Here is a 21,949-nt window from a genome sequence, read left to right on the forward strand (position 1 = left end):
CTGGACCACAGAATCGCGAGTTCCGGCTCGCGATTCTGCCGCGAACCTGCGATTTCGGGGGGAGTGCGAGTTCAGTACACGTCGCGCACGTACCGCTTGTCCGCGGCGAGGGCCTTCACGTACGCCTCGGCGCTCGACGGTGATCGCCGGCCGTATTGCGCGACGATGCCCTTCAGCGTCGCGTCGACGTCCTTTGCCATCCGTGTCGCGTCTCCGCAGACATAGACGTGGGCGCCCTCGTGGAGCCACTCGTACAGCTCCTCGCCGTGTTGGCGCATGCGGTCCTGCACATAGATCTTGCGGTCCTGGTCGCGGGAGAACGCGACGTCGAGGCGGGTCAGCACGCCGTCGCCGAGCATGGTGGTCAGTTCGTCCCGGTAGTAGAAGTCCGTGGCCGAGTGCTGCTCACCGAAGAACAGCCAGTTCTTCCCGGTGTGGCCCAGGGCCTCCCGTTCGCGCAGGAAAGCGCGGAACGGGGCGATGCCGGTACCGGGGCCGATCATGATCATCGGGGTGTCGGGATCGGCAGGCGGACGGAAGTGCGTGGCGGAGGTGACGAACACCCCGACCTCGGTGTCCTCGGCATGGTCGGCGAGGAAGGTCGAGCACACGCCGCCGCGCTGGATCCCGTTGCGGTTGTAGCGCACCGCCGCGACCGTCAACTGCACCTCGTCCGGGCTTTCCAGGGGGCTCGACGAGATCGAATACGACCGCGGGGCAAGCGGCTTGAGGACGGTCATCCACTCCTCGAGGTCGGCGCGGATCGGATGATCGACGAGCACGTCCACGGACTGTCGTCCCCAGGACCACTCGTTGAAGACCCCCTTGTTGCCGGGCGCGACAAGCCGCTCGAGCTCGTCCGATCGCGATCGCTCACCGATGAACCGCACCAGATCCGTTGTGATACGCGCGAATTCGAGCCGCTCCCGCAGCGCCCGGTACAGCGGTATCGAGTCCCCGCCGACGGTGACGGTCCGGCTGCCGTCGAGCCCGGTGCGGTCGAGGAACTCCTCGATCAGCGCCGGGTTGTTCAGCGGCCACACGCCCAGCGCATCACCGGCCTTGTAGGTCAGGGCGTCGGCCGGGAGTCGGAAGCCCAGGTTGCGCACGTCCTTCTGTGACCCCGGTGAGTTCAGCTTCACATTCCGAACCAGCCTGGTGACCAGTGGGTTCTTCCGCGAGTAGGCCGATGCGGTGCGCACGGACGGAGCGGCCGCCGAATCCGCGGGTTCGCTCACGACGGTCACACGGTCCCCGGTCACCCCGGTCGCGGGCGCGGCGTTTCTCATGCTGATCTTGCGGATGACCTCGGCGAGCCAACCGCCGGCCCTCTCCTCGAAGTCGGGCTCGCACTCGACCCGGTCCAGGAGCCGTCGACCTCCGAGCTCGCCGATCCGTTCGTCGAGCTTGCGGCCGTGACCGCAGAAATCGTCGTAGTTCGAATCGCCCAGGGCGAGCACCGCGAAGTCGACGCCGGACAGGTCCGGGGCGTCGGCCGAGTTGAGCGCGTCCCAGAACGCGGAGCCGTTGTCCGGAGGGTCGCCGTCACCGGTGGTCGATGTCACGAACAGCGTGGTGCCCCGCAGCGTGCTCACGTCGACCTCGTCCATGGCCTTCGCGGCGACCCGGAGGCCGATGGCCTTCATTTGCTCGGCGGTTTCCGTGGCCAGCTCCTCGGCGTTGCCCATCTGCGACGCCCACAACACGGTGATCGTGTCGGCGGACGCCTCGGCGTCCCCTGGATCGGCGGGTGCGTCACTCGAGCGGGTCTCAGGCGCCGCAGCGGTCTCCGACCGGGTTGCCACAGCGGTCTCCGACCGGGTTGCCACAGCGGTCTCCGACCGGGAGAACATCCCGGCCAGCAACCCCGACACCCACAGCCGGACGTCGGGTCGAAGCGGCGCATCGTCCGGGACCGACGGCACACCGGCCGTCTCCGGCGCCGCGGACGCCCCCGTCGCGAGTCCCGCCAGGTACAGGCGCTCGGACGAGGTGAGCTCCGGCGTGGCGACATCAGAAACACCGAGCGCCGCGGCCAATCCCGTCTCCGCGGAGACGGGCATCCTCGGCGCGGCGCGCTCGCTGCTCGCCACCTTGGTGAGGGTCACGGCGCACACCTTGAACTCCGGTTGCCGGGACAGCGGGTCGATCGCGTCGGAGGTGGCCGCGTTGATCGCGAGGTGCTCCCCGAAGACGTCGTTCCAGTGGAACGGCACGAAACAGTTGCCGGGACGCACCCGGTCCGACACCTTCGCCGGCAGCACCGCCCGGCCCCGTCGCGACGCCACCTCCACCTTGTCCTTCGACGAGATGCCGAGAACCTGCGCGTCGAGGGGGTGGATCTCGACGAACGGCTCCGGGTTGAGCTTGTTCAGCTTGGCGACCCGGCCGGTCTTCGTCATCGTGTGCCATTGGTGGGGGAGGCGGCCGGTGTTCAGCAGGAAGGGGTAGTCGGCGTCGGGCATCTCCGCGGGATCGATGTGTGGCCGGGCGAAGAACTGTGCACGGCGGTTGGCCGTCGCGAACGCCAGCCGGGGAACCGAACCGTCCTCGAGGCGGTGCAGCGTCTGGCTCCTGCCGTCGTTGAGATAGCGGATCGGGTTGCGCGCACCGGACTCCCCGAGGTCGGTTGCGTCGTCGTCGAGCGGTGGGCACGGCCACTGCATCGGCGTCCTGCGCAGCCGCTCGTAGGTGATGCCGCGCAGGTCGTAACCCGTTGCGGGATTGGCGAACTGCTTGATCTCGGTGAAGATCTCCTCCGCGCTGGAGTAATCGAACGCATCGGCGTAACCCATCTCCGACGCGATTCGTGCGATGATCTGCCAGTCCGGGATCGCCTGTCCCGGCGCGTCGAGTGCGGGTTCGAACAGCGTCAGGGTGCGTTCGGAGTTCACCATGATGCCGGAGGACTCCGACCACAACGCCGCGGGCAGCACCACGTCGGCGTACTGGTTGGTCTCGGTGTCGGCGAACGCGTCCTGGGTGATGACCAGTTCGGCGCGTTCGAGTCCCTGGATGACGGTCTTCCGATTCGCCACCGATGCAACGGGATTGGTGCATATGATCCACGCGGCCTTGATCTCGCCGTCGGCCATCCGACGGAACATGTCGACGGTGCCGCCGCCGACCTCGGTGCGCAGCGTCCCGGCCGGCAGGTCCCACACCTTCTCGACGAACGCGCGATCCGCCTCCGACAGCACCGACCGCTGTCCCGGCAGCCCGGGTCCCATGTAGCCCATTTCGCGGCCGCCCATCGCGTTCGGCTGGCCGGTCAGCGAGAACGGGCCACTGCCCAGCCGGCAGATCGCGCCGGTCGCGAGATGAAGATTGATGAGCGCGTTGGTGTTCCACGTTCCGTGTGTCGACTGGTTGAGTCCCATCGTCCAGCAGCTCATCCAGTTGTCGGCCTCACCGATCATCCGTGCAGCGGCCCGCAGGTCCTCGGCGGGTATGCCGGTGATGTTCTCGACGACCGCGGGTGGATACTGCGCCGCGAACTCCGGCATCTGCTCGAAACCATCGGTGTAGGACGCGATGAACTCGTCGTCGGTGTGACCGCCGGCGATCAGCAGGTTCAACAGCCCGTTCAGGAGGGCGAGGTCGGTGCCGGGCCTGATCTGCAGGAACAGGTCGGCCTTCTCGGCCGTGGCGGTGCGTCGCGGATCGACGACGATCAGCTTGGCGCCGGCCTTGACCCGGTCCATCATCCGCAAGAAGAGGATCGGGTGGCAGTCGGCCATGTTCGAGCCGATGACCAGGAAGACGTCGGCGTGGTCGAAGTCCTGATAGGAACCGGGCGGCCCGTCGGAACCCAGCGACAGCTTGTATCCGGTGCCCGCACTGGCCATGCACAACCGCGAGTTCGACTCGATCTGGTTGGTGCCGATGAACCCCTTGGCCAGCTTGTTCGACAGGTACTGCGCCTCGAGCGACATCTGCCCGGACACGTACAGGGCGACCGCGTCGGGTCCGTGCTCGTCGATGATCGACCGCAACCGGCGGGCGGTGCCGGTGATGACGGTGTCGAGATCGCCGCGGCGTGGTTCGCCGCCGCGATCGTCGCGGACCAGCGGAGCGTCGAGGCGACCACCGGCGGCGAGCATGTCGGCCGTCGTCGAGCCCTTGGTGCACAGCCTGCCGAAGTTGGTCGGGTGGTCGGCCCGGCCGACGGTCTTGGTGATGCCGGAGTCGTCGACCTTCAGCTCCATGCCGCAACCCACACCGCAGTAGGCACACAGGGACATGACCGACCGGGAGACCGGTCGGGACATGGCAGGGCGCATCGGGGGAGAGACTGTCACGATCTCCAGCGTCGAAGGCGGATGTTTCCCCACCCGTAGGTGGGGGTTACGCAGCCGTCAACTTGATCTCACAGAGGGAGATCGCGACTGTGAAGGCGGGAAAATCCCAGCTCGCAGCCGATTCCGGGACCTGATGAGCCCGATATGCGGTGTTGCTCAGGTGGATCTCAGCCGAGGTGGATAAGACTGTATGCCATGCGCATCCTCGTGGTTGATGACGACCGGGCGGTCCGGGAGTCGTTGCGACGGTCGCTGACGTTCAACGGCTACACGGTCGAGACCGCGAACGACGGCATCGAGGCACTGGAGAAGATCCTCGCCGACCGACCCGACGTCGTCATCCTCGACGTGATGATGCCGCGTCTGGACGGACTGGAGGTGTGTCGACGGCTGCGTTCGGCCGGCGACGACCTGCCGATCCTGGTGCTGACCGCACGCGACTCGGTGTCCGAGCGGGTCAGCGGCCTAGACGCCGGCGCCGACGACTACCTGCCCAAGCCCTTCGCGCTCGAGGAACTGCTCGCACGGCTGCGTGCGTTGCTGCGCCGCGCCGCGCCCGACGACGAGGCGGAGTCGGAGGCCCTCACCTTCGCCGACCTGTCGCTGGACCCGGTGACCCGCGACGTCAGCCGCGGCGACCGCGCGATCAGCCTCACCCGCACCGAATTCGCCCTGCTCGAGATGCTGATGTCCAACCCGCGCCGAGTGCTCTCGCGCAGCCGCATCCTCGAAGAGGTGTGGGGCTATGATTTCCCGACCTCGGGCAACGCGCTCGAGGTGTACGTCGGCTACCTGCGCCGCAAGACCGAGGCCGCGGGCGAACCGCGTCTCATCCACACCGTGCGCGGCGTCGGATACGTCCTGCGGGAGACACCGCCCTAGTGGTCGGCACGAACGTGTCCCCCTCACCGTCCCCCTCGGGCTCGGCGTTCGCGCGGTGGCGCGACCGCGTCGCGCGGGCTCTCGCCGCCCGCGACAGCGCGTCGGGGGAGAAGGAGATGCGTGCGCCGATGCCGCTCACCCGGGCGGTGTCGCTGCGTGCCCGCGTCACCCTGCTCTCGGCCACGGTCGTGCTGGTGTCGGTCAGCCTGATGGCGGCCGCGGCGTACTTCGTCGTCTACCGCGCGATGTACAACGAGGTCGACCAGCAGTTGGAGAGCCGCGCCGACGGCATGGCCGCACTCGCCCGCGCCGGCGTACTGCGTGACCAGCCCGAACAGTTGGTGGCCGGAACGGTGTTCTCCACCAACATCTCGGTCGCGCTGGTGACGCCGAGCGGGCAGACCTACCTCATCGGCCAGGTGCCGTTCGAGGATCCCGAACGCAACATCGTGCGGGCGCCCTCGGTCCCCGGGGCGAATCTGCAGAGCCTGCGCACGACGCACAACCAGCGGGTTCTCACGCGCAAACTCGACGACGGCAACACACTGGTGCTCGCGCAGAGTCTCGTCCAGACCGACCGGGTGCTCAAACGCCTGGCCTGGGTGCTGCTCGTCGTCGGTTGTGGCGGAGTCGCCTTGGCGGCGTTGGCCGGGACCACGGTCGCACGTGCGGGTCTGCGCCCGGTGGCCAGACTCAACCGGGCGGTGGAACGGGTCGCGCGCACCAACGACCTCACGCCGATCCCGGTGACCGGGAACGACGAGTTGGCCAACCTCACCGCGAGTTTCAACGCGATGCTGCGCGCGCTGGCCGAGTCCCGCGACCGCCAGGCCCGCCTCGTCGCCGACGCCGGGCACGAACTGAGAACCCCGTTGACCTCCCTGCGGACCAACCTCGAGCTGCTCATCGCGGTGAGTCGTCCCGGTGCGCCTGCGGTACCCGAGGAGGACATGGCCGACCTGCGCGCCGACGTCATGGCGCAGATCGAGGAATTGTCCACGCTGGTGGGGGATCTCGTCGACCTCGCCCGCGAGGACGCGCCCGAGGTGGTGTACGAGGAGGTCGAGCTCACCGAGATCATCGAGCAGGCGCTGGAGCGGGTTCGGCGCCGGCGCAACGACGTGGAGTTCGAGGTCGACCTGACGCCCTGGTACGTCTTCGGCGAGCAGCACGGCCTGTCGCGGGCGGTGCTCAACATCCTGGACAACGCCGCCAAGTGGAGTCCGCCGGGCAAGACGGTGAAGGTCGCGCTGACGCAGGTCGGCATGTCGACCGCGGAATTCACCGTCGCCGACTCGGGTCCCGGAATCCCCGAGGAGGACCGCGGTCTGGTGTTCGAGCGCTTCTACCGGTCCACCCAGTCGAGGTCGATGCCGGGGTCCGGGCTCGGGCTCGCGATCGTGCGTCAGGTGGTGGAGCGCCACGATGGCCACGTCGAGGCCGACGAGTCGCCGACCGGAGGCGCGCTCATCCGAATGACACTGCCGGGCCGGGCAACTCCCGCGGAACCATCTCCACAGGTGATTCGTCAGTAATGGTGAGGCGCCTGCACCGGCAGGTCACCGTCGGCGGGCGGCGGCCCCGGGGGGGCTGTGTGATCAACCGGTGTGACCTGGTGGGCGATCACATAGGGTTGATCAGAGGCGCTGATCGGGTAAGCCGACTGCCCGGCCGCGGCCGGGCAGTGTGACGAGCGCCGGCGGTGGCCGGCGAGGACGAACGAGGAAGAGACTCAGATGACGACTGGCGGTTCGCAGGGTGGCGGTCCGTACGGGGGCAATCAGTACGAGGGCAACCAGTACGGGGGTAACCAGCACGGTGCCGATCAGCCCGCAGCCCAACACCATGGACCGACGCATCAGCCCGGACCGGCCTCCGGATCGTTTCCCACGCAGAGCGGTGGGCCCGGGTTCTCCGGCAGTGGTGCCCCGACCGCGGCCTACGGCGCGCACGGCACCAGTCAGTTCCCCCAGGCACCCTATGGGCAGCCCGGTGGCACCTATGGTCAACCCGGTCCGGCGGCGTTCGGTTCGCAGCTCGGTGGTCAGCAGGGATTCGGCGGCCCCGGCGACGACCTGACGTCCCAGCCGCCGAAGAAGAGCGGTAACGGCGGCAAGCTCGCCGCCGTCGGTGTGGGAGCGCTCGTCCTCGCCCTCGTGGCCGGCGGTGTCGGAGGCGCGGTTGGCTACAACCTCGCCGACGGTTCGGGAGGATCGTCGAGCAGCATCACCGCCGGTCCTCTCGGCGGCGACCCGAAGGCCAACGGCGACTCCGAACCCGTCCAGGCGCCGGCCGGCTCGGTGCAGGAGGTCGCGGCGAAGGTGCTGCCGTCCGTCGTGTCGATCGAGGTGGCCTCGGGTGGTGCGCTCGGTTCCGGCTCGGGCGTCGTGCTCACCAAGGACGGCGTCATCATGACCAACAACCACGTGGTCAGCGCCGGCGGCAACGCCCCGGCGTCGAAGGTCTTGGTGAGCTTCTCCGATGGCTCGTTCGCGCAGGCCCGCGTGCTCGGCGCCGACCCCATCTCCGACATCGCGGTCCTCAAGGTCGAGCGCGACGACCTGACGCCGATCACCGTCGGCAACTCCAACAACCTCGCCGTGGGCCAGGACGTCATCGCCGTCGGTTCGCCGCTGGGTCTCGCCGGCACCGTCACGACCGGCATCATCTCGGCGCTCAACCGGCCGGTCCTCACCTCGCGCGATCCCGGCACCAACACCACCTCGGTGATCGACGCGATCCAGACCGACGCGGCGATCAACCCCGGCAACTCGGGCGGCGCACTGGTGAACGCCAAGGGCGCCCTGATCGGCATCAACACCGCCATCGCCACCCTCGGCGGCGGCCAGGACCAGTCCGGCGGCAGCATCGGGCTGGGCTTCGCCATCCCGATCGACCAGGCGATCCGCGTCGCCAAGCAGCTCGAGACCACCGGAAAGGCCAGCCACGCCAACATCGGGGTCTCGGTGCGGCCCAGCAGCGATGCCGCGACCCCGGGCGCTCTCGTGACCGACGTGACGCAGGGCGGACCCGCGGCCACGGCCGGCATTCCCAAGAACGCGGTCATCACCAAGGTCGACGACCGGCCGATCCAGTCCGGCGACGCACTCGTGGCGGCGGTCCGCTCGCATGCGCCGGGCGACACCGTGTCGGTCACCTACGTCGACGGCGGACAGACCAAGACCGTGCAGGTGAAGCTGGGCACCCTCGAGGTGAGGTGACGCACGACCGACAGGCCGCCCGTCTTCGCAGAACAACTGAACACGCGACATGATCGCCCGTCGATCGGGCGGCACACCGACACAGAAAGGTCCTGTCATGTCTGACACCGGATCCCCGGTCACCGGAAACACCGGCCTCCCCGGCGATGAAGCGGAGACCGAAGCGTCCCTGGACGTGCGACTGGCAGGCGATCCGGGCCAGGTGGACCCGGCCGACGTGGTCGCCGCCGACGCCGCCGCACGGGAGTTCGTGGCCCGCCACGAGAAGGCGTCTCGGAGTCCGGAGGGCGAGGAGATCGGACGGGCCCTGGTCGTGTTGGTCGACGACGAGGCGGCTCACGGTGACGACCAGCGTCATCTGGGCCCGCTCGTGGGCGAGTTGCTCGCCGAGGCCGGATTCCACGTCGACGCGGCGGTCGTCGTCTCCAGCGACGAGGTGGAGATCCGCAACGCGCTCAACACCGCGGTGATCGGGGGAGTGGACCTGGTGATCTCCGTCGGCGGCGTGGGAGTCGGTGCCCGCGACGTGACCCCGGAGGCCACCGAACCGCTCCTGGACCGCAGGCTCCGCGGCATCGAGGAGGCCGTGCGGAGCTCGGGACTGGCCGCAGGCGCGACCGACGGCGGCCTTTCACGCGGCCTGGCGGGAATATCCGGGCAGACCCTGGTGGTGAATCTCGCGGATTCGCGTGCGGCCGTGCGAGACGGAATGGCCACCGTCGCACCGCTCGCACGGTATGTGATCGAGTCGATCAGCGAATTCTGATGGTGGAGTGGGCGTCACGGCCCGGTCCGATTTCCCGGACCGGATTGGACCGCCAAAATGGGACGATCGTCCGACAGAAGGGCGGGGAGGGCAGGCATGTCCGCCGATTCTGACGACAACACCGAAACCGCGATGAACAGCGGAGACGACGCCGCTGCGCGCCGGGCCGCCCGGCGTCGGAGGCTCGATGCGATCTTCGGGGACGACCTTCCCGAAGTCACCCGAGATGAGTGTGGGCAAGATCACAAAGGGGTTTCTCAGGATTGGTTGGAGGCCCAGCGACCCCCTCATTACGAGTGAGCAGTGCCGCCCGCACCCATGAACATCAGGGTGTTTATCTGCCGTTAACTTTCCGGCGGCGATAGATAGCGAATTGCTGATTTGTCATCCCGCGTTTTCGCATTGTGACACGGCTGAGTCCAGCTGTTGCCCGTCCTGAGATCACTCCGATAACGTTCGCCTCGACAACGCGCGGCGCCCCAGTGACGGGGAGTCGAGTGGAGTCCTGCGAACTGTCGCGAGTGGCAACGCAGCAGCGACCAGGAATTCGATGGATTCTGAGCGTCCGCTGAGACGAGCGTGAGTGCTTGCTGAGCGGGTACTCTCTGGAAACCCATCGACGTCGAGGGTCACGACTGTGGGTGTGAACGCACACCGCGGGGTATTAGCCGAATCCTGTGAGAGGGAACGAATGAGCAAGTTCAGCAAGCGTGGGCTGCGTCGCGCCGCCGGCGCGGTCGCGATCGCCTCGGCCGCAGTCATGGGCGTGGCCGGTATGGGTGCGGGTGACGCCGCGGCGGGGAAGCTCGCCAACGGCTACAAGAAGGTCACCGGCGTCGACGGCGAGACAGTGCAGAGCTGGCGGACAAATGAGAGCGCCTACCCGATCCCTACTGTCGCGAATGTTCCGACGTCGCGCGGATTTGTCCTCTCGGGCACCTACACCGCGAAGGCGAGCAAGGGTGTGGGTGGCAACCTGGCGGTTACCTACCTTGTGGGCTGTCAGGTGAACCTCGACGGACTCGAGCTCGGCCTTGGAGGCTCTATCGACTTCATCGCGCAGAGTGGCGGCCTGAGCGGCTCCCTGAATCTGCCCCTCAGCCCGGGCCAGGTCGCGGAAGTCAGTATCACCGACAAGGACCTGTCCGACTCGGGTGTCGCCAGCATTCAGCTTTCACAGCTTTCGTTCACGCTGAACAAGTGCGGTGGTTTCGCTTCCGTCCGTTCGGTGACGAAGGTTATTGCAGCCAAGGGTTACAGCACTGACGAAGGTACGGTCAGCGGCAAGGGCACCTTGCTCCAGTCCACCCTGTACGGCCAGCCCTTCAGCATCAACTGACCGGGCGCAGATAACAAGCACTTCCTGACGTATCTGCCCTGAGCAGATTGATATTCCACGAAGGGGAATCATGAAGAAGAACATCACGCGTCGCGTGGTTGCGGCGGCAGGTATCGCCGGAGCCGCGGCGATGGGACTAACCAGCCTTAGCGCTGGCGGGGCGACCGCAGGACCGCTGCCTGGTGGCAAGATCACCAAGACACTCGTCGACGGCACGCCGGTGACTGTGCAGTTGTTCGATGAGTACGTCAACGTCCAGCGTGCGATCAGCAACGTTCCGACCTCGCGCGAGGCGTGGCTGTCGGGCAAGGTGCGCGTCACCGTCGGAGGTAAGGCCGAAGGCGGTGTGGTTAAGGTCGGGTTCGATGTCGGGTGTCAGGTCAACTTTGGGGCTGGGGCTGGAGCTGAGGGCGGCTACGCATACAGTCCGCCAAGCAGCGGGAACAGTGGTACCTACACAGATCCCAGTGGAGGTACAGGAACGTGGCAAACGCCCCCCAGTCAGGGAGGTTGGAGCCCGAGTGGAGGTGCAAATGGCTCGGTCAGCCTTGGTCCCGGCCAGGTTGAGCGCGTCTGGTTGGTGAACACGACTTCGGGCACGGACACAGCCTACAGCGACTACAAGGTCAACACTTACACCTTCAAGGGTAGCAAGGGTGGAGTGGTCTACAGCCAGGAGAAGTTGGGCGTGAACTCGTGCGCCGGCCACGCATCCGCGAAGGCCGTTGTGCAGGTAACCGTGAGCACAGATTCCGTTAAGGGCGTCGTCGTGCTTAACGGGAAGCCTTTCAGCCTCGGCTGATCGATTCGCTGACACAGCAACTCCACCGCGGGGTGGGAATCCGACTCGGATTCCCACCCCGCGGTGTTTGCGTCGGCGGTGTCTCGTGGCGGGCCCGGCAGCTGTCCGGCTGCTGACGATGTTCTGTGAGGGTCCTGTGATCGGCCCTCGCACAAGGGGTTTCCCAAGCTCGGCGGGTTAGCCTTGGCGGCGACGGTGAGGATGCCGTCGCTGGGAGACGTCTGATGGAACAACCGGGCTCGTTGTCGCTGTGCGCGGCCGTGCGTCGTTTCCGCCCGCTGCTCACCGGCTTGAGGTGGCGACTCGTCGCCGCGATCCTCTGCTATCTGGTCCACGTCGCGACCACGGTCGTCACCGTCGCCGTGTTCGCCCACATCGTCGACGACGTCCTCATCACCGGCGATCTGTCGGCCCTGCTCGATCCGCTGCTGGTGTGGATCGCCGCGTCCCTCATCGGTGCGGCGGCCTCGTACGCGGGAGCGGTGCTGACCGGCGGGGTCACCGAGAAACTGCTTCTCCGGCTGCGCGACCGGTTGTACGTGCACACGCAACGGCTCGCACCGCATGCGCGACATCGATTCGGCACGGGAGATCTCGTGTCCCGCAACACCTCCGACGTGGAAGCGGTCGACAGTCTGCTGTCCTCCGGGGTCGTCACCGCCGCCGTCGCCGTCGTGAGCCTGATCGTCTATGCCGTCGCGGCTTTCGTGACCCAGTGGCAGCTCGCCCTGGCTGCCGCGATCCTCGCACCCCTGCTGTGGCTGATCGCCCGCCGTTTCGGCGTCATCGTCAAGCGTGCGTCGCGCCGGGAACGATCGTCGGCCGGCCGGATCAGTTCCCTGGTCGCCGAGGGCGTCGCCAATGCGTTCGCCATCCAGGCCGCCGGTCAGCTCGATTGGGACCGGCGCAGGGTGGGGCGGCAGAGTCGACGATGGCGCGATGCCCGGATGTCGGAGATCCGTGCCGACGCCGCCTTCTCCGAGGCCGTCACCGTCGTCGAGGTGCTGTGCATGATCGCGGTGATCGTCCTCGGAGCCTGGCAGATATCATCCGGCACAGCGGAACTGGGCACCCTCATCGCGCTGACCGGCTATCTCGGCTACCTGTACCCGCAGATCCAGACGCTGGGCGGACTCGTCGTCGACGTCACTGCGGCGACCGCGAGCGCCGAACGCGTCGCGCAGGTGCTGGATGCGCCGGTCGGCGTGGCCGAGACGCTCGACGGAGATGACGTGCCGCCGGGTCCGGTGGCGTCGGCGGTGAGCCTGACCCTGAACGGCGTCTCGTTCGCCTACCCGCAGACGGATTCGACGGTGCTCGACGACGTGCAGCTGGACATCGACGCCGGCGATCTCGTTGCCATCACCGGACCCAGCGGCGCCGGCAAGAGCACGTTGACGTACCTGCTGCTGCGGTTCTACGACCCCGACGCGGGCGCGATACTCCTGAACGGCAACGACATCCGGACCATGGACACCCCGACCCTGCGCGCACACATGTCCGTGCTCCATCAGCGGCCGGCACTGATGAGCGGCACGATCGCCGAGAACATCGCGTTCGGAAGCACCGACGTCACCCGCGAGCAGATCGTCGCCGCCGCGGACCTGGCCGGCGCGACACCGTTCATCCGACGCCTCCCCGGAGGCTTCGACGCCGCGGTCGTCGAACGCGGAGACAATCTCTCCGGTGGACAACAGCAGCGAGTGGCATTGGCCCGAGCGTTCTTGCGAGACGCGCCCCTGCTGATCCTCGACGAGCCGACCACCGGGCTGGACGCCGAGACCGTCGACGAGGTGCTGGAACCGCTCGCGAAGCTGGCGTCCTCCCGCACGACGGTGATGATCACCCACGATCCGCGTGTCCTGGCGATCGCGGACCGGCGGATCGAATTGCGCGACGGACGATTTCACACCGTGGCGCGGATCGCTTGAGCGAAGCCGAGCCGTCGCTTTCCGGCACGACTCGGCATCCGGTGAAATGCAACGAGCCCCTGCCGCGCGAGGCGGCAGGGGCTCGTTGTCCACGTGTCAGCTACCGAAGAACCAGGGGAGCCGCTGGGGACGGGCCTGGGGGCGCGGCGGCTGCTTGCGCTGCTGCGGGCCGGGCCGGCCGCCGTTGGGCTGCTGCGGCTTGCGGTTCTGGGGCTTGTTCGGCATTCGTCCATCCTTGCATCGAGTGACGCGCCGGGGCATCGGCTCCGGCGGGTCGCAACGTCTCTGTGCGACGAATCCCAAAGTAGGAGCGCAACCTTGGGGTACGGATGGTGCGCGCTGTCAGCTTCCTGCGAGCTCAGCGCGAGTGGCGTCCCGGAGCGTTCGGACCGTCACCCGGGAACTGTTCGCCCGGGTACTGCTCACCGGGGTACTGCTCGCCCGGGTACTGGGAACCGGGCGGCGGGTAGTTACCGGGGGTGGGTAGTTGCCGGGGGGCGGGTAGTTGCCCGGGGCCGGCTGGGGTGTCGGGTACGGCTGGCCTCCCGGACCGCCGGGCTGACCCTGCGGCGAGCCGAACAGGGGCGACGACTGCGGTCCCGACTGGGAGGGACCCTGCTGGGACGGCTGACCCGGCTGCGGGGGAGCCGAGATGCGCTGCGTCGTACCGGCACCCGACGGCGACTCGTACGGCGCGAGCGGACCCGACTGGGGTGCGTACGCCTCGCCGGCCGGCGCGCCCTTTCACACCGTGGCGCGGATCGCTTGAGCGAAGCCGAGCCGTCGCTTTCCCGGCACGACTCGGCATCCGGTGAAATGCAACGAGCCCCTGCCGCGCGAGGCGGCAGGGGCTCGTTGTCCACGTGACGTCGTCCCTGGCCGGACCCCGGCGTCGACCTGGGCGCGGTGGACCCACAGCCGAAGCGTCTCAACGTTCATCCCCAACAGCCCCCCGACGTGCCGCAACGCGGCGGTCTCGTGCCGGTGCTCGGGGCGGACCTCGGCGACCATCCGGACCGCTCGTTCACGCATCTCGTTCGTATACCTGGCCATCGTTCCCATCCTGACTGATCAAGCGGAACGAAACCCAGCGCGATTCAGAGGCGACGAAGCCACGGGCGCGGCTGCGGGACTCCTGCAGGGCGAGACGGGGTCGCCGGACAAATGACAAATCGTCTTGGCGCCATGTCTCGGCCGCGGTGGCTCCGTGGGAACGTCGACGACGGTGTCCGCTCACACGAGTTGCATTGCGGCATCGGAGCGAATGTCGTGAACGCCTGCCCGCTCCTACGAGTCGGTGAAGTAGCGGCTGGGCAGCAGATTCGATGGATCGTCGTGCGTACGACCGCCTCTACGACGGCACGTGCGCCTTCGATATAAGCCGTCCAGAGCCCAACACGCACACAACAATTCGGCCCCTGCCGCGATGGCAGGGGCCGAATGTCGTTCGTATGTCAGCGGGAATGGCGTCCCGGGGAGTCCGGGTTCTCGCCGGGGAAGTCACCCGGGTACTGCTCGCCGGGGTACTGCGACCCGGGCGGCGGGTAGTTGCCCGGCTGCGGGTAGTTGCCGGGCGGCGGGTAGTTCCCGGGCGCCGGCTGCGGCGTCGGATAGGGCTGGCCGCCCTGTCCCGGACCGGGGTGCGGAGACTGGTACAGCGGGGAGGCCTGCGGCTGCGACGGCGGGCCCTGGGGGGCCTGCTCCTGCGGCGGTGCCGAGATGCGCTGCGTCGTACCGGCTCCGCCCGGTGCCTCATACGGCGCCTGGCCGCCCGACGGCGAACCGTAGTTCTCGACGGCGGGAGCGGAAGGCTCGCTGAGGTGGTCGGGCAGGTCGCTCTCGGCTTCGGCCTTGGCCTTCGACGTGCTCTCGGGATCGAGCAGGTCGCGGATCTCGGTGAGGAGCGCGACCTCGGTGACCTCTGCCTTCTTGCCGAAACCACCCAGCTCGGCGAGCTTGTTGTACGGCAGGATGATGATGAAGTAGACGACCGCGGCGATGATCAGGAAGTTGATGCACGCGGTGATGACGCTGCCGATGTTGACGAAGGTCGAGGCGTTGTCGGTGATCTGGAAGCCGAGTCCCTCTGCCGCGTCGCTACCGACCGGGATGGCGTTGATGATCGGCTGGACGATGCCGTCGGTGAAGGCGGTGACGATCGCGGTGAACGCCGCGCCGACGATGACCGCTGTCGCCAGCTCGACGACGTTGCCCTTCAGTATGAAGTCCTTGAATCCCTTGAGCACGGTGTGCGGCCCCTCCTTAGGTGTTCCCGCTCTTGTTCGGCGATTCCATGTGGTCGGTGCGAAACCCGACATTTGTTGTGCGAACGCGTACCACCCTATCCACGATCGCGAACGGGGCGATCCATTTGGTTCACATCCCCACAGGTGTCGCGGACGAAACATGTTTCTGCGACTCTGGTTTCTGCAGGGTCGTCGGTGGCGATTTCGGGCGAACCGGGCAGATGAGGCGCAGCTCTCGGCTGCGTCGAGCGCGCTCCTCAGGGCCGGAATGGTTGTCGTCTCAGTGCAAGACAACCGCCAGCGCGGAGTCCAGACCCGCTGCCGCGACCCGGTGCGCTGACGCCGCATCCATGGCCAGGAGCACCGGAGACACGGTCGACCGTCCGCCGAGCGTGCCGTCGGGCGACCCGCCGTCGGCGTGGAGGGCGACAACCGCGCGTCGGGCGAGGACGTCGGCCGAATCGGTCAGGACGTCGACGACGTCGCCGGGACGAAGCAGCGCGGTCACCGCCTGGTCCGAGAGCCGAACCGGCACAAGACGGGCGTCGGCGTCACCGGTGAGGTCGGCGGGCAGCCGCGACGACAGCAGACGCGTGTCGGTGAGGATCTCCCCGGCCCGCACCCGACCGGTGACCGTGCGGCCGGCGGCGAGACCGGTGTCGGTGATCGCGCCGGACGGGACCGTCGCACGGGCCACGCCCAGGGGTCGGAAGTCGCCGGACCCGACCACATGCCCGGGAACGAGGTCGTGAGCGGCGACGAGCACGACGGCTTCGCCGTCATCCCCGGCCCCGGTGACCGCCACGACGCAGGCGGCGCCGACCAGAGTCACCGCCAGCCCGCGCCGGAGCGCGAGGCTGCGCGTCCAGCCCGGGCGGAGCGCGAGGCGAACTCGGTCACGGATTCGCGGGGCGAGCGGGTCAGGGGTGTGGAACGCGCGAAAATCGGGCATACGCGCACGGTAGGGCCGAGGCCCGGCCGGGGCCTCGGCGTTGCCTCCGTGTCCACAGCGGGAGACCCGAGCGATGAACTTGTCCACAGGTACGGGGCGAGCCATCGGGCGGGACCTCCGTTACTGTTGCCACGGAACAGAAAGCAAGGGTGTGCCGGGAAGACTGGTCGGCCGCCGTCTCGAACGCGGGCGGTGTCACATGGACGCGGGAGGCGTCCCCCGGAACCGAGGAGTTCGATGACCGAACAACCGCCGATGACGACCGGCGCCGAATCGGCCACCGACGACGAGTCCATGCTCTCGCGGCGCGAGCGGTTCAGAAAGCTCGCCGCCCTCGACACCACCAGTGGTGCGTTGCTCCTCGTGGCAGCGCTCGTCGCCGTCGTCTGGGCGAATTCGCCGTGGCGGGAGACGTACTCGTCGTTCCTCCACACCGAGATCGGACCCGAGTCGCTCCACCTGCGCATGTCGCTGGCGCACTGGGCGGCCGACGGACTGCTCGTGATCTTCTTCTTCGTGGTCGGGGTCGAGCTCAAGCACGAGTTCGTCGCCGGTGGTTTGCGCGACCTCAAACTCGCCGGCGTGCCCATCGCCGCCGCGATCGGCGGCATGATCACCCCGGCGTTGTTCTATGTGCTCGTGGTCGCGATCGGGGATCCGGAGGGACTCCGCGGGTGGGCGATCCCCACCGCAACCGACATCGCGTTCGCGCTGGCGGTTCTCGCGATCTTCGGTCGCGGACTCCCGGTGCCTCTGCGGACGTTCCTGCTGACCCTCGCCGTCGTCGACGACCTGCTGGGCATCATCGTGATCGCGACCTTCTACACCGACGAGATCGACTTCGCGATGCTCGGCGCCGCACTCGCGGTCATCGTGGTCTTCGGCGTGCTCGTCCGTCAACAGCGCAAGCTGTGGCCCCTGCTCATCCCGCTGGGCGTGGTGGCCTGGGCGCTGATGCACGCGTCGGGCGTGCACGCCACCGTGGCCGGCGTGCTGCTCGGCTTCACCGTGCCGGCGATCGCCATCCGGGGCGAGAGCCGACCCCGGACCGAGTGGTTCGACGACGCGGTCCGTCCGTACTCGGCGGCCGTCGCGCTGCCGATCTTCGCCTTCGCCTCCGCAGGCGTGACGGTCATCGGGGGAGAGGGCTCGATCGTCCAGCCGGTCTCCATCGGCATCGCGCTCGGCCTGGTCGTCGGGAAACTGATCGGCGTGCTGGGCTCTACGTGGCTCATGACGAGGCTGACCCCGCTCCGGCTGCCCGACGCGATCGGCATCCGAGACCTGCTGCCCATCGGCATGCTCACCGGCGTCGGGTTCACCGTCGCGCTCCTGATCGCCGAACTCAGCTTCGAGGGCGGCTCCGACGACCACGCCGCGGCCGCCAAGGCGGCGATCCTGTTCGGTTCGCTCGTGTCCGCGACGCTCGCCGCGGTCCTGCTGCGCTGGGATGCGCGCCAGGCCCGCGACAACGACATGAACCGCGACAACATCCCGGACATGAACCGCGACTACATCGGCGGCTGAGAGATCCACGACGAGAGGCCCCGGGACCGTCGTGTCCCGGGGCCTCTCGTCGCCTGGGCTACTGCCCGCCGAGGCGGCCGCTCACTTCTCGAGCACTTCCTCCTTCGGCCGTCGGCTCTCGTCCGGGTCGTAGGTCTCCCAGAACGTGGCCCCGACGATCCCGAGCGCGACCGGGTCGAAGACCGGGTCCTTGCCCTGCTTCTTCTGGCGCTCGTAGTCCCGGAGCGCCTTGAACGCCGGTTGCTGCAGGACCAGGATGCCCAGGATGTTGAGCCAGGCCATCAGGCCCACGCCGATGTCGCCGAGCGTCCAGGCCTCCTCGGCGGTGGACACGGCGCCATAGGCAACCGAGACCAGGATCGCCGCCTGCAGGATCAGCGTGAGGTTCGCGCCGAGGGTGCTGCGCAGCGGGCGGACGTAGATGGTCGAGGCCTTGCCCATGAGGAACCGCAGGTTGGTCTCGGCCATGTAGTAGTACGCGATGATCGTCGTCAGGCAGAAGAAGGCCAGCGACACCGCCACGAACGTCGAGCCCGCGCCGCTCCACATGCTGTCGAAACCGATCTGCACGAACGACGGGCCGACCGGGATGTCGGCCTCGGTGAGCAGACCGCCCTCGCCGAGGACCGGGTTGGAGGCGCTCTCGCCCTCGAAGACCCGGTACGCCCCCGTCGTGATGATCAGGAATCCGGTGGCCGAGCAGACGAACAGCGTGTCGATGTAGACGGCGAACGCCTGCACGAAACCCTGCTTGGCGGGATGGGAGACCTCGGCGGCGGCCGCGGCGTGCGGGCCGGTTCCCTGGCCCGCCTCGTTGGAGTAGATGCCGCGCTTGACGCCCCACATGATCGCGGAGCCGATGATCGAGCCGAACACCGCGTCGGCGCCGAACGCGCTGGCGAAGATCAGGCGGAACACCTCGGGGACCTGCGAGACATTGGTGAAGACGACGATCAGCGCGAACACGATGTAGAGCACAGCCATGAACGGCACGACGATCGAGGCGAAGGCGGCGATGCGCTTGACGCCGCCGATGATGACGAACGCCAGGATGATGACGATGCCGATCGCCACGGCCCAGTCGGCGATGCCCCACGCCTGGCTCATCGCGACGGTCATGGAGTTCGACTGGATGCCGGGCAGGAGGACGCCGCAGGCCAGCACCGTCACCGCGGCGAACACGAATCCGTAGATCCTGAAGAACGGTGCCGCCTTGGTGTGCGCGAACGCCTGGCTGAAGTAGTACGCCGGGCCGCCCCGGTACTCGTTGGTCAGCCGGTCACGCGTCTTGTAGATCTGGCCGAGCGTGCACTCGACGAACGAGGTCGACGCGCCGAGGAACGCCACCAACCACATCCAGAACATCGCGCCGGGGCCGCCGAACGCGATGGCGGTGGCCACGCCGGCGATGTTGCCGGTGCCGACGCGCCCGGCGATCGAGATCATCAGCGCCTGGAACGAGGAGACCCCGTCCGGGGAACTGTGGCCGCGGACCATCACGCGGATCATCTCCGGGATGTGGCGAAGCTGGAGTAGGCGGGACCTCACGGAGAAGAACACGCCCGCGCCGAGGCACAGGTACACCAGTGGATCGCTCCAGATGATGTCGTTGAGTTTGGCGAGGAAATCGGTCATCTCACTCCCGGCGGGTGGCTCTGACGATGAGCGGGCCACTGGCTGGACCCCGACGCGCAGAACACTCTGCCCGACGACGGGCGGATGCACACCCCGATGTCCGAAAGATTCGTTTTGGAAATGATCGTCGTGCCCGGCGTTCCCGCGGGCCCGCTTAGCACTCGGAATGCCTGAGTGCCAAGATCGGTTACACTTGTCAGCGTTTACTGACTTTCGGAGGTTCAGGTGCCCACCTACTCGTATGCCTGCACGGAGTGCGACAACAAGTTCGACATCGTCCAGTCGTTCTCCGACGACTCCCTGACCGAGTGCCCGCAGTGCGCCGGTCGTCTGCGCAAGCTGTTCAACTCGGTCGGCATCGTGTTCAAGGGGAGCGGTTTCTACCGCACCGACTCGCGTTCGGGCTCGTCCTCGGCCGACACCGCGTCGTCCTCGTCGTCGGACAGCTCCTCGAGCAGCTCGTCGTCGAGCAGCAGCTCGGACTCCTCGAGCTCGGGCAAGACCGACTCGAAGGCCGCGACCCCGGCCTGATCGCCGGGACGCACGACTTCACCAGCACGAAGACCTGGGACGCCGCGCGCGGACCAGGTCTTCGTGCTGTCGTCAGTCGGTGCTGTCGTCGGTTCGGGGAGCGGCCAGCTCGCGGAACCCGCCGCCCGGGGTGAGGACCCAGCCCACCGGGACGTCGTGCGCGTCGGACGGCAGCGAGTCGACGAGCTCGTCGTCGTAGACCACCGCGACGAGCTCCGCAGAGAGCCCGGCGATGCTCCGGTCGTAGTACCCCGCACCGCGGCCGAGTCGTATCCCGGTCCGGTCGACGGCCAGCGCCGGGATGAAGATGACCGACGCCGCGCGGATCGCGGCGGTGCCCAGTCGCGTCCCGGTCGGCTCGAGCAGTCCCCAGCGGCGGGTCTCGAGCGAGCGCGGACCCGTGTACCGGGCCCAGTCGAGCGGGGCGGGATCGCCCTCGGGCACCACCGGGAGCAGCACCGTGACGCCGCGGTCGAGCAGAGCGTCGAGCATCGCGGTCGGGGCCACCCCGGAACCGGCGGGCACCGACCCCGGTTCGGTCCCCACCGGCACGTACGCGGCGACCGTCACGTCGTATTCGAGCCGGAACGGGCAGGTGTGGATCCACTCGGCGAGGTCGAGGGCCGCACGTTCTCGATCGGACGCGGGCATCGCGGCCCGTCGGCTCGCGGCCTCCTGCCGACGCTGGTCCTTGTGAGTGGGCACGACACGGCCGTCCTTCCCGGGTGAGTGGCTCGCCACCGGCGCGGTCAGTTCGCCCGAACAATATCGAACGGCGCGTCGCGACGGGGCTCGGGACGCGGCCCGTCGCCCGTCGCCCGTCCGGCCACCGCGCCCGGCCTGTCCTAGGGTGGATACATGAGTGTGACGAACAGAGATGACTTCAGCGAGTACGAAGGCGTGCCCAACACTCCGCCGATACCGCGTACCGCGGTGGTTCCGGCGGCGGGGCTCGGGACGCGGTTCCTCCCCGTCACCAAGACGGTGCCCAAGGAGTTGCTGCCCGTCGTCGACACCCCGGGCATCGAGCTGGTCGCCGAGGAGGCGAAGTCAGCCGGAGCCGAACGCCTGCTGATCGTCACCTCCCCGGGCAAGGACGGCGTCGTCGCACACTTCGTCAACGATCTGGTCCTGGAGAACACCCTCGCCAAGCGCGGCAAGGAGGCGATGCTGGCCAAGGTCCGCAAGGCGCCGAACCTGCTCGACGTGAAGTCGGTCGTGCAGGAGAAGCCGCTCGGGCTCGGCCACGCCGTCGGCTGCGTCGAGGAGTACCTCGACGACGACGAGGACGCGGTCGCCGTCCTGCTGCCCGACGACCTGGTCCTGCCCGGCGGGGTCCTCGAGGTGATGGCCCGCACCCGGCAGCGTCGCGGCGGGTCGGTGCTGTGCGCGATCGAGGTCCCCGAGGACAGCATCAGCGCATACGGCGTCTTCGACGTCGAGCCGCTACCCGACGCGAACAACCCCAACGTCATGCGCCTCAAGGGCATGGTCGAGAAGCCGGCGCCGGAGGACGCGCCGTCGAATCTCGCCGCGGCCGGCCGCTACATCCTCGACCGCAAGATCTTCGACGCGCTGCGCCGGATCAAGCCCGGTGCGGGCGGCGAGCTCCAGCTGACCGACGCCATCGCGCTCCTCATCGAGGAGGGCGAGCCGGTCCACGTCGTCGTGCATCGCGGCACCCGCCACGATCTCGGCAACCCCGGCGGCTACCTCAAGGCGTGCGTCGACTTCGCGCTCGACCGCGACGACTACGGTCCCGACCTGCGCGAGTGGCTGGAAAAGCGGCTCGCCGAGGGCTGATCACACTCATCGG

The 21,949-nt window shown here is 68.1% G+C and carries 16 protein-coding genes and 1 pseudogene; 10 read left to right on the forward strand and 7 right to left on the reverse strand.

What is annotated here, in order from left to right:
* Nucleotides 1–71 precede the first annotated feature (71 nt).
* Complete coding sequence (locus ABFT43_RS04800) at nucleotides 72–4,244, reverse strand: bifunctional nitrate reductase/sulfite reductase flavoprotein subunit alpha (RefSeq protein ID WP_347959279.1); 4,173 nt, start codon at nucleotides 4,242–4,244, stop codon at nucleotides 72–74.
* Nucleotides 4,245–4,496: 252 nt separating this feature from the next.
* On the opposite strand from ABFT43_RS04800, the gene ABFT43_RS04805 reads away from it, so the two are divergent.
* The 7 genes from ABFT43_RS04805 (at nucleotide 4,497) to ABFT43_RS04835 (ending at nucleotide 13,242) form a co-directional block, all read left to right on the forward strand.
* Nucleotides 4,497–5,183 (forward strand): response regulator transcription factor, encoded by a 687-nt coding sequence (locus tag ABFT43_RS04805; protein ID WP_347959208.1) that lies wholly within the window; start codon nucleotides 4,497–4,499, stop codon nucleotides 5,181–5,183.
* Nucleotides 5,184–5,197: 14 nt separating this feature from the next.
* Nucleotides 5,198–6,718 (forward strand): sensor histidine kinase, encoded by a 1,521-nt coding sequence (locus ABFT43_RS04810; RefSeq protein WP_347959209.1) that lies wholly within the window; start codon nucleotides 5,198–5,200, stop codon nucleotides 6,716–6,718.
* 201 nt (nucleotides 6,719–6,919) lie between these two features.
* Nucleotides 6,920–8,404 (forward strand): S1C family serine protease, encoded by a 1,485-nt coding sequence (locus tag ABFT43_RS04815; RefSeq protein ID WP_347959210.1) that lies wholly within the window; start codon nucleotides 6,920–6,922, stop codon nucleotides 8,402–8,404.
* A gap of 97 nt (nucleotides 8,405–8,501) precedes the next feature.
* A complete protein-coding gene (locus ABFT43_RS04820) occupies nucleotides 8,502–9,170 on the forward strand; it encodes a MogA/MoaB family molybdenum cofactor biosynthesis protein (protein WP_006898898.1) in 669 nt (222 codons plus the stop codon).
* Nucleotides 9,171–9,861: 691 nt separating this feature from the next.
* A complete protein-coding gene (locus ABFT43_RS04825) occupies nucleotides 9,862–10,509 on the forward strand; it encodes an MspA family porin (protein WP_347959211.1) in 648 nt (215 codons plus the stop codon).
* 70 nt (nucleotides 10,510–10,579) lie between these two features.
* Nucleotides 10,580–11,311: an MspA family porin gene (locus ABFT43_RS04830; RefSeq protein WP_347959212.1), complete on the forward strand. Its 732-nt coding sequence runs from the start codon at nucleotides 10,580–10,582 to the stop codon at nucleotides 11,309–11,311.
* A gap of 224 nt (nucleotides 11,312–11,535) precedes the next feature.
* Entirely contained in the window at nucleotides 11,536–13,242 is a 1,707-nt protein-coding gene (locus ABFT43_RS04835) for an ABC transporter ATP-binding protein (RefSeq protein WP_347959213.1), read from the forward strand.
* A gap of 96 nt (nucleotides 13,243–13,338) precedes the next feature.
* Here the strand turns inward: ABFT43_RS04835 and ABFT43_RS04840 are convergent, their stop codons facing one another.
* From ABFT43_RS04840 to ABFT43_RS04855, 4 genes and pseudogenes are all read right to left on the reverse strand, one after another.
* The gene (locus ABFT43_RS04840; RefSeq protein ID WP_258307039.1) at nucleotides 13,339–13,467 is read right to left on the reverse strand and encodes a hypothetical protein; all 129 of its coding nucleotides are present in this window, start codon (nucleotides 13,465–13,467) and stop codon (nucleotides 13,339–13,341) included.
* A gap of 133 nt (nucleotides 13,468–13,600) precedes the next feature.
* Nucleotides 13,601–14,047 (reverse strand): annotated as a pseudogene (locus tag ABFT43_RS04845) (large conductance mechanosensitive channel protein MscL); the annotation flags it as partial.
* Between the two features lie 649 nt (nucleotides 14,048–14,696).
* Nucleotides 14,697–15,488 carry a large conductance mechanosensitive channel protein MscL gene (gene mscL, locus ABFT43_RS04850; protein ID WP_222114246.1) on the reverse strand — a complete coding sequence of 264 codons (792 nt, stop codon included), beginning with the start codon at nucleotides 15,486–15,488 and terminating at the stop codon, nucleotides 14,697–14,699.
* 280 nt (nucleotides 15,489–15,768) lie between these two features.
* The gene (locus tag ABFT43_RS04855) at nucleotides 15,769–16,440 is read right to left on the reverse strand and encodes an SAF domain-containing protein (protein WP_347959214.1); all 672 of its coding nucleotides are present in this window, start codon (nucleotides 16,438–16,440) and stop codon (nucleotides 15,769–15,771) included.
* A 255-nt stretch (nucleotides 16,441–16,695) separates the two neighbouring features.
* Between ABFT43_RS04855 and nhaA the strand changes: the two genes are divergently transcribed.
* Complete coding sequence (gene nhaA, locus ABFT43_RS04860; RefSeq protein WP_260870757.1) at nucleotides 16,696–17,967, forward strand: Na+/H+ antiporter NhaA; 1,272 nt, start codon at nucleotides 16,696–16,698, stop codon at nucleotides 17,965–17,967.
* An 81-nt stretch (nucleotides 17,968–18,048) separates the two neighbouring features.
* Here nhaA and ABFT43_RS04865 read toward each other — a convergent pair whose 3' ends face one another.
* Nucleotides 18,049–19,602, reverse strand: coding sequence for an alanine/glycine:cation symporter family protein (locus tag ABFT43_RS04865; protein ID WP_347959215.1), 1,554 nt, complete (start codon nucleotides 19,600–19,602; stop codon nucleotides 18,049–18,051).
* A 225-nt stretch (nucleotides 19,603–19,827) separates the two neighbouring features.
* Between ABFT43_RS04865 and ABFT43_RS04870 the strand changes: the two genes are divergently transcribed.
* The gene (locus ABFT43_RS04870) at nucleotides 19,828–20,133 is read left to right on the forward strand and encodes an FmdB family zinc ribbon protein (RefSeq protein WP_168705368.1); all 306 of its coding nucleotides are present in this window, start codon (nucleotides 19,828–19,830) and stop codon (nucleotides 20,131–20,133) included.
* A 72-nt stretch (nucleotides 20,134–20,205) separates the two neighbouring features.
* On the opposite strand, the gene ABFT43_RS04875 is transcribed toward ABFT43_RS04870, so the two are convergent.
* The gene (locus tag ABFT43_RS04875) at nucleotides 20,206–20,838 is read right to left on the reverse strand and encodes a 5-formyltetrahydrofolate cyclo-ligase (protein WP_006898909.1); all 633 of its coding nucleotides are present in this window, start codon (nucleotides 20,836–20,838) and stop codon (nucleotides 20,206–20,208) included.
* A gap of 153 nt (nucleotides 20,839–20,991) precedes the next feature.
* Between ABFT43_RS04875 and ABFT43_RS04880 the strand changes: the two genes are divergently transcribed.
* Nucleotides 20,992–21,936, forward strand: coding sequence for a UTP--glucose-1-phosphate uridylyltransferase (locus tag ABFT43_RS04880; protein WP_006898910.1), 945 nt, complete (start codon nucleotides 20,992–20,994; stop codon nucleotides 21,934–21,936).
* Nucleotides 21,937–21,949: the final 13 nt, after the last annotated feature.

Source organism: Gordonia aurantiaca, assembly GCF_039939235.1.
Lineage (GTDB): Bacteria > Actinomycetota > Actinomycetes > Mycobacteriales > Mycobacteriaceae > Gordonia.

What these genes read in the sequence shown, in the direction of transcription:
- ABFT43_RS04800 (WP_347959279.1), bottom strand. Translation starts at nt 4,244, where the DNA reads ATGTCCCTGTGTGCCTACTGCGGTGTGGGTTGCGGCATGGAGCTGAAG.
- ABFT43_RS04805 (WP_347959208.1), top strand. Translation starts at nt 4,497, where the DNA reads ATGCGCATCCTCGTGGTTGATGACGACCGGGCGGTCCGGGAGTCGTTG.
- ABFT43_RS04815 (WP_347959210.1), top strand. Translation starts at nt 6,920, where the DNA reads ATGACGACTGGCGGTTCGCAGGGTGGCGGTCCGTACGGGGGCAATCAG.
- ABFT43_RS04820 (WP_006898898.1), top strand. Translation starts at nt 8,502, where the DNA reads ATGTCTGACACCGGATCCCCGGTCACCGGAAACACCGGCCTCCCCGGC.
- ABFT43_RS04825 (WP_347959211.1), top strand. Translation starts at nt 9,862, where the DNA reads ATGAGCAAGTTCAGCAAGCGTGGGCTGCGTCGCGCCGCCGGCGCGGTC.
- ABFT43_RS04830 (WP_347959212.1), top strand. Translation starts at nt 10,580, where the DNA reads ATGAAGAAGAACATCACGCGTCGCGTGGTTGCGGCGGCAGGTATCGCC.
- ABFT43_RS04835 (WP_347959213.1), top strand. Translation starts at nt 11,536, where the DNA reads ATGGAACAACCGGGCTCGTTGTCGCTGTGCGCGGCCGTGCGTCGTTTC.
- ABFT43_RS04840 (WP_258307039.1), bottom strand. Translation starts at nt 13,467, where the DNA reads ATGCCGAACAAGCCCCAGAACCGCAAGCCGCAGCAGCCCAACGGCGGC.
- ABFT43_RS04855 (WP_347959214.1), bottom strand. Translation starts at nt 16,440, where the DNA reads ATGCCCGATTTTCGCGCGTTCCACACCCCTGACCCGCTCGCCCCGCGA.
- nhaA (WP_260870757.1), top strand. Translation starts at nt 16,696, where the DNA reads ATGACGACCGGCGCCGAATCGGCCACCGACGACGAGTCCATGCTCTCG.
- ABFT43_RS04865 (WP_347959215.1), bottom strand. Translation starts at nt 19,602, where the DNA reads ATGACCGATTTCCTCGCCAAACTCAACGACATCATCTGGAGCGATCCA.
- ABFT43_RS04880 (WP_006898910.1), top strand. Translation starts at nt 20,992, where the DNA reads ATGAGTGTGACGAACAGAGATGACTTCAGCGAGTACGAAGGCGTGCCC.